This window comes from Lacibacter luteus, from assembly GCF_004118265.1.
Classification (GTDB): domain Bacteria; phylum Bacteroidota; class Bacteroidia; order Chitinophagales; family Chitinophagaceae; genus Lacibacter; species Lacibacter luteus.
In genome coordinates this window covers 46,380-58,270 of sequence record NZ_SDHW01000009.1, presented here as the reverse complement: position 1 = coordinate 58,270, position 11,891 = coordinate 46,380, and the positions used below count along the sequence as shown (strand labels likewise).

Sequence of the window (11,891 nt, the reverse complement as noted above, 5' to 3'; positions counted from 1 at the left end):
ATAGAAATCTCATCTTTAAGAAGAATAATGCAAGCAGTTTACAGGCTGCCGGACAGTAGCGGTAGCTCCCGCCAAAAAAGGCGGGACTACAAGCGAATGGCCGGAACTGAAGCCGGGGAACAGCTTATTTGGCCGAAAGCCCCAAATTCTTCTGTTTTTGAGCGAAAAAACAGCTTTAAAACCCTTGCCTGCACTGCTTTTTGGCCTACCTTTGCCGCCCCGAATCAATTAAACAGTCGGGGTTATTTTATGTCAGAAAATCAAATTGTTAACTCAAACGCTGATGCACAGGAGAATGTGGAAGCAACACCAGTTGCCGAAACATCTACAGCGACAACAACTGCACCTGTGGCTGTGCAAACTGCACATGATGATTTTGATTGGAGCGTTGACAAGCGCAACGTAGCAATCTACAGCAACGAAGAACGTGAAAAGTATGATGCTGTTTACGATGGCACTTTCAAACAAGTGAACGATGCTGAAATTGTTGATGGCCAGGTTGTGGCATTAACAAAAACTGATGTGGTTGTAAACATCGGCTTCAAGAGCGATGGTCTCGTTTCTTTGAACGAGTTCCGTGATTTGCCAGGTTTAAAAGTTGGCGATACTGTTGAAGTAATGGTTGTAGAGAAAGAAGACAGAGAAGGTCACCTGCACCTGAGCCGCAAACTTGCACGCATTACTCGTGCATGGGAGCGTATTATGGAAGTACACAAAACCGGTGAAATTGTTACCGGTACTGTTACAAGCAAAACAAAAGGTGGTTTGATCGTTGATGTGTTTGGTATGGAAACATTCTTACCAGGTTCACAAATCGACGTAAAACCTGTTACCGATTACGATCAGTTTGTAGGTAAAACAATGGAGTTTAAAGTGGTTAAGATCAACGAAACCATTAAGAACGCAGTTGTGAGCCACAAAGCCCTCATCGAAAGCGATATCGAAGCACAACGTGCTGTGATTATGGGTAAACTGGAAAAAGGTCAGGTACTGGAAGGTACTATCAAGAACATCACCGACTTCGGTGCGTTCCTCGACCTGGGTGGTGTTGATGGTCTGTTGTATATCACTGATATCAGCTGGGGCCGTATCAACCATCCTTCAGAAGTACTGAAGATGGATCAGAAGTTGAACGTAGTAGTTCTCGACTTCGATGATGATAAGAAACGTATCAGCCTTGGTCTGAAACAACTCACTCCGCACCCATGGGATACACTCAGCGAATCAATCGTTGAAGGTAACACTGTGAAAGGTAAAGTAGTGAACATTGAAGACTACGGTGCGTTCCTGGAAATCATGCCTGGTGTTGAAGGTCTGGTTCACGTAAGTGAAATCAGCTGGGCTAACACACCGGTTAATGCAAAAGAATTCTTCAAAATGGGTGATGAGCACGAAGCAAAAATCGTTACGCTCGATAAAGATGCCCGTAAGATGAGCTTGAGCATTAAGCAAATGAGCCAGGATCCTTGGAGCACTATCGAAGAAACTTTCCCTGTAGAAAGCAAGCACAAAGGTTTAGTGAAAAACATTACTCCTTACGGTGTGTTTGTTGAACTGAAAGCAGGCATCGGTGGTATGATCCACATCAGCGATCTTAGCTGGACCAAGCGTTTCAACCACCCAAGTGAATACACAAAGGTTGGTCAGGATATCGAAGTAATGATCCTCAGCATCGATAAAGAAAATCGCAAGCTGCAACTGGGTCACAAACAACTCGAAGAAGATCCCTGGAATGCATTGGAAGAAACATTCGCAATTGGAACAGAGCACGAAGGTCATGTTGTGAAAAAAGATGACAAAGGTGCAATTGTACAATTACCTTACGGTATCGAAGGTTTCGCTCCAAACCGTCACCTGAACAAGGAAGATGGTAAACAAGTACAGGCAGATGAAACTGCACAGTTCGTAGTGATCGAATTCGATCGTAACGAAAAACGTGTAGTAGTAAGCCACGCACGTTTGTGGGAACAGGCAATTGCTGATGAAAAAGAAGCAGTAGCTAAAGAAAAGAAAGCAGACGCTGCACGTACGAAGAAAGCAGTAAAAGACGTACAGAGCAAAGTTGAGAAAGCTACACTTGGTGATCTGGGTGTTCTTGCTGATCTTAAGAAAAAGCTCGATGGCGGTTCTGATGCTGCTGCTGAGTAAGACAGTAACAACTGATCTTTATACAGGCCCATCGTTGAAAAACGATGGGCTTTTTTTATGGTGAATAGAGAATTGTGAATGGTGAGTTGCAGTGTTGCCGATCGTTGCAGTTCACTCACTATGCACCATTCACTTGCACATGATAAAATATGTAAGCTGAACTCACCATTCACAATTCACTCATCCCTCCATATCTTCGCAACAAACAACAACATCTTCATGCGGTACTTCATTATTGGGTTTATGGGCAGTGGAAAAACGTATTGGGGTAAGCAATGGAGTGAAGCAAGTGAATTGCCTTTCTTTGATCTTGACGAAGAAATTGAAAAGAAAGAAGGCAAATCCATATCAGCGATTTTTGCTGAGAAAGGCGAAGAAGCTTTTCGAAAAATGGAAGCCGATATGCTTGCTGTGTTTTATAAAAAAGACAATTTTATTTTAAGCTGCGGTGGAGGAACGCCCTGCTTTCATAACAATATGAAGCAGATGAATAAACATGGTGCAACCATTTATCTGCAGAGCACAGTAGCAGAGTTAGTGCAACGCCTACATGCAGAAAAAGAAACAAGACCGTTGATTGCTGGTATGAACGATGATGTGCTGGCCGAGTTCATTAGCAATAAACTGAACGAACGGAGTTCGGTTTACAGCCAGGCCATGTATCATTTACCAACACGGTATATGCACACCGATAACTTTCAAAAAATTATACGCAGACATGGGTAAGCCAACTTTATCACTTGCATTTTTACTGGGTGCGCTTGCTGTTGCATTGGGTGCATTTGGTGCACACGCTTTAAAGGAAATGGTGGATGAAAAATCCATTCAAACTTATCAAACAGCAGTACAGTATCATTTCTACCATGTAATTGCACTCGCACTAACCGGAGTATTGTTGAACAGTAATGCAAACGGCTGGTACAGGCGTGCAGCAGGTTTATTTATTGCAGGTATTATATTTTTCAGCGGATCGCTTTATACGCTTACTTTTTTAAAAGCAGCAGGTGTAACCGGCATGAACTGGTTGGGAGCAATTACACCAATAGGTGGTGTATGTTTTATTGCCGGCTGGCTTTGTTTGTTTGCAGGAACAAGAAAGTAAACAGTTACAACGGTACTTCCAGTATAACACGGGTTCCGTTTGTGGCACTGATGTTGAAGCTGCCTCCAATGCTTTCCATGCGTCGTTTCATATTTTTTAAACCATTGCCAAACTGGTTTAATTTTTCTGCATCAATACCTTTTCCATTGTCTGCAATTTCAACAATCAGTTGATTCCTGTCGGTGAAATGAACATCCACCGTAACTTCTGTTGCTCCCGAATGCTTCATTACATTGTTGATGGATTCCTTCAAAACAAGGAAGATATTTCTACGCTTTACACCAGAAACTTCCAGCTTAGGTAAATCAACAGGTGTATTAATACGGTACAACATATCGAAGTTATCGAGATACTCCGATGCATAAGAGCGGATATAAGCAACAAGACTATCAACAGTATCGTTGCCGGGGTTCATACTCCAGATGATGGCATTCATCTTCGTCATCAGTTCATTGGCGTTGTAAGAGATACGGTCTATCTCTTCTACGGGACGATCCTTTGTCTTCTTCCGTGCAATTTCGCTCAGCAGACGAATGGCAGTTACACCACTTCCAAGTTCATCGTGCATATCTGCGGAAATACGGCTTCGCTCATCTTGCTGTGCACTTAATACCGCAAGTTGTTTTGCGTACTCCTGTTTTTCTGCTTCAAGCTTCATTGCTTCATCCATCTTCACTTTTTCAATCAGTTCAATTTTGTTTTTATACACGAGGCCTAACAGGAAAAAGATCAGTTCAAGAAAAACACCCAACTCAAAATAAATAAGCGATTGACGGAAGAGGGGTGCATCGGGAAACAGATTAGAGCTTGGGTTACTTATTAAATATTGCGACATGCCGCCAAACAGCAGATTCGAAATGTTTCCCGCCAGCAAATAGTTCATTAACTTATTACGCTTTACAATACCGAGTATGAGGTACATGATGCCGAGGAAAATAAGAAAGTACTTACTTGAATTTTCTACTGCCACAAGGTTTGGATAGGCCGATCCTGTAAAGTACAAGATAGAAAACACGGCAAGGAATACAACAAGTGCAATTTCTGCAATAACAAACATCTTGTTAAGTGTAGGGTACTGTTTTGGTGTATTTAAAAACATGCGTGTAAAGCCGATGTAAAAAACATAACCGCTTATCTGTAAAAAATAATCTAAGTACTCTTCGTAAAAAAAGTTAAACGGAGTTGATCGTTCGTGCAAGGCAGCTTTTAAAAACAACAACGATCCAATAAGCAATGCATAAATAGAGTAGTAGAGAAACGAGCGTTTAAGGTTTTGTACATAGTTGGCAAACGAATACAACATCATCATCAGCAACAAACCGCAAAGCAGGTATGTAAACACATTTACACCATACCATTCGTTGTGGTTGTTACTTATATGGTCATCTAAATAAATCGGATTAATCAGGTAAGGCTTAAAAAGAATAACATTGGTGCGGGCATAGCGGCAACTTACCAGTATCTGCATTTCGGTTCCCGGCTGTACAGTAAAATACCGGTAAGCGTTTTCATTTTTATCAGGCACAACCTGGCCCGGAAGTTCCTTCCACGGATAATCGTTGTTAAGCCGGGTATAAAGAATACATTCTTTGGCATAAATACCGGGAGTAATAAAAAAGTCACGGGGCTTGTCTTCATCATTTTTGATCCAGAAAAGAAGGTACACTTTCGAATCGATCATGTATTGTTTAGCAACCCTGCGCTTTGGTTTTTCGTTAAGGTGCATAAACATGATGCCACGTAAAATCTGCAGATCTGTGTTATTGTTAGAGTCGATAAATACATGCATGTTCTTATCGAGGTAATGCAGGTTTTTTACCGCAGAGGTGTAGATAACAGAGAGGCTCGTATCCTCATGGGCAAAGCTTTTTGTAAGTGATACAAAACAGAGGAGAATGAGCAGCCAGTATTGTTTCATGAAAAGTGAGCAGTAAGTTGTGTGGTAAGATAGAAATTTTTTGCAGAAACAGACCGAGTTTTGGCAGTTGTTGGGTTACGGGCATTCTTTATCTTTGTTTTTATGGCCGGAAACCGCATGAAAGAGAAGAAGAAAAAGGAAAACCCTGTGCAGGAACTGAAACAGGAAAAAGAGGAGCAGGTATCTGTAAAAGAACTTGTGAAAGATGAACGCACCCATAAGATTGCAGGGATTGCCTTTTTAATTGTTTCTCTTATTTTATTTTTTGCATTTACATCTTACCTCTTTACCTGGAAGGAAGACCAGGATAAAGTATTGCAAAATGCCGCAGGTGTTTTGTTTAACGATGAATTGTTTGTGTCGAATCTGCTTGGTCGATTTGGTGCATGGATTTCGCACCTGTTTTTTTACAAGGGATTTGGTGTTGCATCGTATCTTATTTGCAGTATCTTTTTTATTGCCGGCGTAAATTTTCTATTCGGTAAAAAAATCTTTTCACTGCCACGCAATTTGAAATATGTGCTGGTTGGTTTGTTAGTGTTACCGGTGAGTTTTTCTTTTTTTCTCAATGCATCCGGCTTTCCATGGGGCGGCGCATTTGGTAATTATGCTGCCGGTTGGTTAAGTGGGTTTCTAGGTAAAACAGGTACCGGATTGTTATTATCATTAGCTGCTATTTCTTACATCATCTGGCGTTTTAACCCTGTATTTAGTTTGCCTGCACGTAAACCAAAAGAAGTAACTGTAGAGCCGCTACCCGAAGATATTATTGAACGTATCGATTTAAATGAAGCCCCGGTAAAAGAGAAGCCGGCACCCGTTAATCAATTAAAGAAAGAATCGGGTTTTACGCCATTGCCGTTAACGCAGGAAGAGGAAAATCCACTACATACTTTTTCTGTTACAGAAAAAGAAGAGTTGCCTGCTTATGATGAGGAGGAAGAAGAATACGAAGAAGAAGAGACAGAAGAAGCAGATGAGCCTGTTGAAATGACGATTCCTGTTGCTGATAAACCGGTACGGCAGGCAAAAACGGAAATACCGGTTGAAGGACCGGCATTGGAAATTAAAAATGTAGCGGAAGAGGAAGAAGAGGATGACGGTGTTGATGAGCCCGGTGAAAAAAGAATAGTAGAAAATCTGCCTCCTTACGATCCGTTTCTTGATCTGAAAGATTATAAATTTCCATCCCTCAATTTGCTGGAGAACCACGGGAGCGAAAAAATTGTACAGGATCCGCACGAGCTGGAGAATTATAAAAACCAGATCATTACTACTCTCCGCAATTACGATATTGAAATACAGAAAATATTTGCAACGGTTGGTCCAACTGTAACCTTGTATGAAATTGTTCCTGCAGCAGGGGTACGTATCTCCCGTATTAAAAACCTGGAAGATGATATTGCATTGAGTCTTGCTGCGTTGGGTATACGTATCATTGCACCAATACCCGGTAAGGGAACCATTGGTATTGAAGTACCGAATGTGAAGAAGACAGTGGTAAGCATGAAAACCTTATTGTCTTCCGAAAAATTTCAGCACAACAACTTTGGGTTGCCGATTGCCATTGGTAAAAAGATCGATAATGAAAACTTTATTGTTGATCTTACAACTATGCCGCACTTGCTCATGGCGGGTGCAACGGGCCAGGGTAAATCTGTTGGGTTGAATGCGATACTTGTTTCACTGTTATACAAAAAGCATCCATCACAATTAAAGTTGGTGTTGGTCGATCCGAAGAAAGTGGAGTTGAGTTTGTACCGGCATATCGAAAAACATTTCTTAGCCAAACTGCCGGGCGAAGATGAAGCCATCATTACCGATACCAAGAAAGTGATCAACACACTCAATGCGCTATGTATTGAAATGGATAACCGCTACGATCTGCTGAAAGAAGCCGGTTGCCGTAACCTGCGGGAGTACAATGAAAAGTTTGTGGCCCGTAAACTCAATCCGCAAAAAGGGCATCAATACCTGCCGTTTATTGTATTGGTGGTGGATGAGTTTGCCGATCTGATTATGACGGCGGGTAAAGAAGTTGAAATGCCCATTGCCCGTTTGGCACAGCTGGCCCGTGCAGTTGGTATACACCTCATCATTGCAACACAACGTCCATCTGTAAATATCATTACCGGTACAATTAAGGCCAACTTCCCTGCAAGGATTGCGTTTAAGGTATCGTCTAAAGTCGACAGCCGAACCATTCTTGATACGGGTGGAGCCGAACAGCTGATTGGTAAAGGTGATATGCTTATCAGTTACAATGGCGAGTTAACCCGTTTGCAGTGTGCTTTTGTTGATACACCCGAAGTGGACGAAATTGTTTCATTCATCAGCAAACAAAGAGGTTATCCGCAGGCATTTTTGTTGCCGGAGTATGTGGATGAAAAGGATCTGGAAGGAAAGGATTTCGACTTGAGCGACAGGGATGCGTTGTTTGAAGATGCGGCCCGTTTAATTGTACAGAACCAGGTAGGTTCAACATCGCTGTTACAACGCCGGATGAAGCTGGGCTATAACCGTGCCGGCCGTTTAATGGATCAGCTGGAAGCTGCAGGCATAGTTGGACCCAGCCAGGGCAGCAAAGCAAGGGATGTGTTAATTAAAACCGAGGCCGAGCTGGACCAGCATTTGCAAATGATGGGGTAAGGGGTTGAAACAAAATCTTTTCTCCTGCAGATGCCTATCTTTGCAATCGCCTTTGAAACAATCACCTTTAGAAATTATTAAGTTTTAGCATTGCAACCAACGCAGCTTTAAATAAATCTGAAGCTGAAACAGGATGCACAATCGATCCATAAAATAAAACAGATAATGAACGTTAGAATGAAGACAATTGCAACAGTATTGGTGAGCGCATTTATTACAGTTGCGGGAATGGCACAAACCCAAACCCTGGGTAAAAGCGATCCTGCTGCTAAAAAAATTCTCGATGCAGTAAGCGCCAAGTTTAAAACATACAAAGCAGTACAAGCTACGTTTACTTTTAAAAGTGAAGATGCTAAAGGCAAAGTGCTTGGTGTTAAAAAAGGCACGCTTTACACAAAAGGAAACAAGTATCGTGTAAGCATTACAGGAGGTCAGGATATTTTTTGTGATGGCGTAACCGTATCTACTTACGACAAAGCGGCAAACGAAGTAACCATTTCAAAGTTTGAAGCTTCTGCAAGTTCAATTACACCGCAAAAACTCTTTACTAATTTTTACGATAAAGATTTTCTGTACAAATTAAATGGCGAGAAAAAAGAAGCAGGTAAAACACTGCAGGAAATTGAATTAACGCCCGTTGATAAATCGAAATCGTTCTTTAAAGTATTGGTATGGGTTGATAAAGCAACACAAACCATTTACAGTACAAGAGTAATGGAAAAGAGTGGTAACAAATACACGTACACTGTTGGTTCACTTAATGGCAATGCCAACATTACCGATGCACAGTTTGTGTTTAATAAAGCAAAATACCCCGGCGTTGAGGTAGTTGATCTGCGATAACAAATTCAGCGTTTGAATAAAAAGAAAAGAGGCGGTTGCATTGCAACCGCCTCTTTTTATGTTGTAGCATGATGATTATGCATTTGCCATATCAGGTATAGCTTCTACTTTGTAAGCACCTGCATCGAGCTTGGCTTTTGTTTCGGAGAATGCTGTAAGTGTTTCTTCAATGTCTGCATCGGTATGTGCAGCAGAAGGAATTAAACGGTAAATGATGTGGCCTTTTGGAATTACAGGATACACAACAATGGATGCGAAGATGTTGTAGTTCTCACGCAGATCCATTACCATTGCTGTTGCTTCTTCAACACCACCTTTCATGTAAACCGGCGTAACAGGGCTATCGGTTTTGCCAATATCAAAACCTCTTTCTTTTAAACCATTTTGCAGTTTCAGTGCATTGCTCCAGAGTTTTTCTTTTAACTCAGGCATTGTACGTAACATTTCCAAACGCTTAAGGTTACCAACAACAATCGGCATTGGTAAGCTCTTTGCAAATATTTGTGAGCGGATGTTGTAACGGATATAATCAATAATTACACGTGGGCCTGCTAAAAAAGCACCAATTGATGCCATTGATTTTGCAAATGTGCTGAAGTAAAGATCAATACCATCCTGGCAACCTTGTTCTTCACCTGCACCGGCACCTGTTTTACCAAGTGTACCAAAACCATGTGCATCATCAACCAACAAACGGAATTCGTATTTCGCTTTTAAATCACAAATTTCTTTCAATCTGCCCTGGTCGCCCGCCATACCAAACACACCTTCGGTAATTACAAGAATACCACCCGCACCTTGTTTTTCAATCAAAGCACTTGCACGTTGCAATTGTTTTTCGCAATCTTCAACATCGTTGTGCTTAAACACATAACGATGGCCGGGATGTAAACGCAAACCATCAATGATACATGCATGACTTTCGGCATCGTACACAATTACATCATGGCGGCCGCATACGGCATCAATGGCACTCATAATACCCTGGTAACCGAAATTCATCAGGATGGCATCTTCCTTCATTTCAAATTCTGCCAGTTCTTTTTCCAGTTGTTCGTGCAGGTTTGAGTTACCACTCATCATACGTGCACCCATTGGGTAAGCAAGGCCCCATTGCTGAGCCGCTTCGGCATCAACTTTTCTTATTTCGGGGTGGTTGGCAAGACCCAGATAGTTATTAAGACTCCAAACGATTTTCTCTTTGCCACGGAACTTCATTCTGCTGTGAATTTCGCCTTCCAGCTTGGGGAACGCAAAGTAACCATGTGCACGTTCTCTGTGCTGGCCAATAGGTCCATAGTTCTTAATAAGCTTCTCAAAGATATCTGCCATATAAAGAAATTGTTAAGTGTGAAAAATTGCCGCAAAGGTAAGGATTTAACCCCGATTGATGAAGCGATTCAACAGCTTCCCTTCCTGTAAAAATGCTTTGTTTTGAAGCTGCCAACGGTATATTTGCCTTTCAAATCAATCATATGCGTTTTTTCTCTTTTATTGCTGTTTTTACATTTGTATTTCAGCTTCAGGCACAGCAAACTGCAACGTCTAAAACTCCATCTGCAACCACTGTACAACGCCCCAAATTGGTAGTGGGTATAATGGTTGATCAGATGCGTTGGGATTATCTCTATCGTTATTACGACCGCTATGCTGCAAACGGCGGTTTTAAGCGGATGCTTAACCAGGGTTTCAGTTGCGAAAACACGTTTATTCCTTACACGCCCACAATTACCGCTTGCGGGCATACCAGTGTTTACACCGGAAGCGTACCCGCAGTGCATGGTATTACAGGAAATAGTTGGTACGATTATGAGGTTGGCCGTATGATGTATTGCAGCGAAGACAAATTGGTTAAAACGGTTGGCAGCACTTCTAATGCAGGCGAAATGAGTCCACGTAATATGCTTACAACAACCATCTGCGACGAATTACGTTTAGCCACCAACTTTCGCAGCAAAGTAATTGGTATTGCTATTAAAGATCGTGGAGGTATTTTACCCGCAGGGCATAGCGCTAATGCAGCATACTGGTACGATTCTAAAAATGGTAACTGGATCACTTCTACTTATTACATGAACGATTTGCCACAGTGGGTAAAAAATTTCAACGATAAAAAGTATGTTGATGCATTTTATGAAAAAGGATGGAACACTGTTTTTCCAATAAACACGTATGCGCAAAGCACCAAAGATGAAAACGAATATGAAGCCAAACCATTTGGCAGCGATCAGAAAGGGTTTCCGTACGATTTTAAAAAGTTTGTTGGCAAAAATTATGGAGCCATTTCATCAACACCTTACGGTAACACTTTAACAATGATGATGGCAAAAGAAGCTGTTGCAAGTGAAGAATTGGGCAAAGATGCCATCACCGATTTTCTTGCAGTAAGTTTTTCATCATCCGATTATATTGGCCATGCATTTGGCCCAAATTCAATTGAAGCAGAGGATGGTTTTTTACGTTTGGATAAAGACCTTGGCGAACTCTTCGATTATCTTGATAAAACAGTAGGTAAAGGACAGTATGTAAGTTTTCTTACTGCCGATCATGGTGTGGCACATGTGCCCGGTTTTTCTATCGAACATAAATTGCCCGGCGGAGTAGTGGATGATAATAAACTTGTAAGCGATCTAAACAAACAGTTATCTGCAGCTTACGGTGCAAACAATATTATTTTGGGTGTTGCTAATTACCAGGTAAGTCTTAATCATAAATTAATTGATTCTGCTAAACTTGATCGTTCGGCTATTGTACAAATAGTAATGAACTATGCAAGAGCAATTAAAGGTGTTGATCGTGTATTTGAAATAGATGAATTAACAGAGCAGCCGATGAATGCAGTGGTGAAAGACCGTTTAAGTAATGGCTGGCATCCAAAACGCAGTGGTGATATTCAAATTATTTTAGCGCCAGGCTGGATCGATGGTGGTGCTACAGGAACAACACATGGTTTGTGGAATCCGTACGACAGTCATATTCCTCTTGTATGGTATGGTTGGGGTATTAAGCCGGGCAAGAGCAACCAGGAAGTGTATATGACAGATATTGCGCCAACCATAGCCGCAATGTTACGCATACAAATGCCGAGCGGTTGTGTTGGAAAGCCTATTTTACCTGTTCTGCAATAGCAGTAAGCATGAAGATTTTGCAGTTGCCGGATGGCTGGCATTAATATTGGCAGTATACAGAAATTATAAGAGAGCCCCTTTATAAGGGGCTTATCTGTCAAAT

At 41.5% G+C, this 11,891-nt stretch carries 8 protein-coding genes; 6 read left to right on the top strand and 2 right to left on the bottom strand.

The window, feature by feature from the left end:
- Nucleotides 1-249: 249 nt before the first annotated feature.
- From rpsA to ESA94_RS20640, 3 genes are all read left to right on the top strand, one after another.
- Nucleotides 250-2,148, top strand: coding sequence for a 30S ribosomal protein S1 (rpsA, locus tag ESA94_RS20650; RefSeq protein ID WP_129132860.1), 1,899 nt, complete (start codon nt 250-252; stop codon nt 2,146-2,148).
- Between the two features lie 219 nt (nt 2,149-2,367).
- On the top strand, nt 2,368-2,874 hold the full coding sequence (locus ESA94_RS20645) for a shikimate kinase (RefSeq protein WP_164972815.1): 507 nt from the start codon (nt 2,368-2,370) through the stop codon (nt 2,872-2,874).
- Nucleotides 2,867-3,250, top strand: a complete 384-nt coding sequence (locus tag ESA94_RS20640; RefSeq protein WP_129132858.1) for a DUF423 domain-containing protein — start codon at nt 2,867-2,869, stop codon at nt 3,248-3,250. Before ESA94_RS20645 ends, ESA94_RS20640 begins: the two co-directional genes overlap by 8 nt.
- Before the next feature lie 4 nt (nt 3,251-3,254).
- On the opposite strand, the gene ESA94_RS20635 is transcribed toward ESA94_RS20640, so the two are convergent.
- Complete coding sequence (locus ESA94_RS20635; RefSeq protein WP_129132857.1) at nt 3,255-5,168, bottom strand: sensor histidine kinase; 1,914 nt, start codon at nt 5,166-5,168, stop codon at nt 3,255-3,257.
- Nucleotides 5,169-5,270: 102 nt separating this feature from the next.
- On the opposite strand from ESA94_RS20635, the gene ESA94_RS20630 reads away from it, so the two are divergent.
- Both ESA94_RS20630 and ESA94_RS20625 read left to right on the top strand, forming a co-directional pair.
- Nucleotides 5,271-7,817 carry an FtsK/SpoIIIE family DNA translocase gene (locus tag ESA94_RS20630; protein WP_129132856.1) on the top strand — a complete coding sequence of 849 codons (2,547 nt, stop codon included), beginning with the start codon at nt 5,271-5,273 and terminating at the stop codon, nt 7,815-7,817.
- Between the two features lie 177 nt (nt 7,818-7,994).
- Entirely contained in the window at nt 7,995-8,660 is a 666-nt protein-coding gene (locus ESA94_RS20625) for a LolA family protein (RefSeq protein WP_240671116.1), read from the top strand.
- A 75-nt stretch (nt 8,661-8,735) separates the two neighbouring features.
- Here ESA94_RS20625 and ESA94_RS20620 read toward each other — a convergent pair whose 3' ends face one another.
- Nucleotides 8,736-9,992, bottom strand: coding sequence for an aminotransferase class I/II-fold pyridoxal phosphate-dependent enzyme (locus ESA94_RS20620; RefSeq protein WP_129132855.1), 1,257 nt, complete (start codon nt 9,990-9,992; stop codon nt 8,736-8,738).
- 143 nt (nt 9,993-10,135) lie between these two features.
- Here ESA94_RS20620 and pafA point away from each other — a divergent pair, with 143 nt between their 5' ends.
- A complete protein-coding gene (gene pafA / locus ESA94_RS20615) occupies nt 10,136-11,788 on the top strand; it encodes an alkaline phosphatase PafA (protein ID WP_129132854.1) in 1,653 nt (550 codons plus the stop codon).
- The last annotated feature ends 103 nt before the right edge of the window (nt 11,789-11,891 follow it).

Coding starts and splice junctions, on each gene's coding strand:
- ESA94_RS20630 (WP_129132856.1), top strand. CDS start 5,271: ATGGCCGGAAACCGCATGAAAGAGAAGAAGAAAAAGGAAAACCCTGTG.
- ESA94_RS20625 (WP_240671116.1), top strand. CDS start 7,995: ATGAAGACAATTGCAACAGTATTGGTGAGCGCATTTATTACAGTTGCG.
- rpsA (WP_129132860.1), top strand. CDS start 250: ATGTCAGAAAATCAAATTGTTAACTCAAACGCTGATGCACAGGAGAAT.
- ESA94_RS20640 (WP_129132858.1), top strand. CDS start 2,867: ATGGGTAAGCCAACTTTATCACTTGCATTTTTACTGGGTGCGCTTGCT.
- pafA (WP_129132854.1), top strand. CDS start 10,136: ATGCGTTTTTTCTCTTTTATTGCTGTTTTTACATTTGTATTTCAGCTT.
- ESA94_RS20620 (WP_129132855.1), bottom strand. CDS start 9,992: ATGGCAGATATCTTTGAGAAGCTTATTAAGAACTATGGACCTATTGGC.
- ESA94_RS20645 (WP_164972815.1), top strand. CDS start 2,368: ATGCGGTACTTCATTATTGGGTTTATGGGCAGTGGAAAAACGTATTGG.
- ESA94_RS20635 (WP_129132857.1), bottom strand. CDS start 5,168: ATGAAACAATACTGGCTGCTCATTCTCCTCTGTTTTGTATCACTTACA.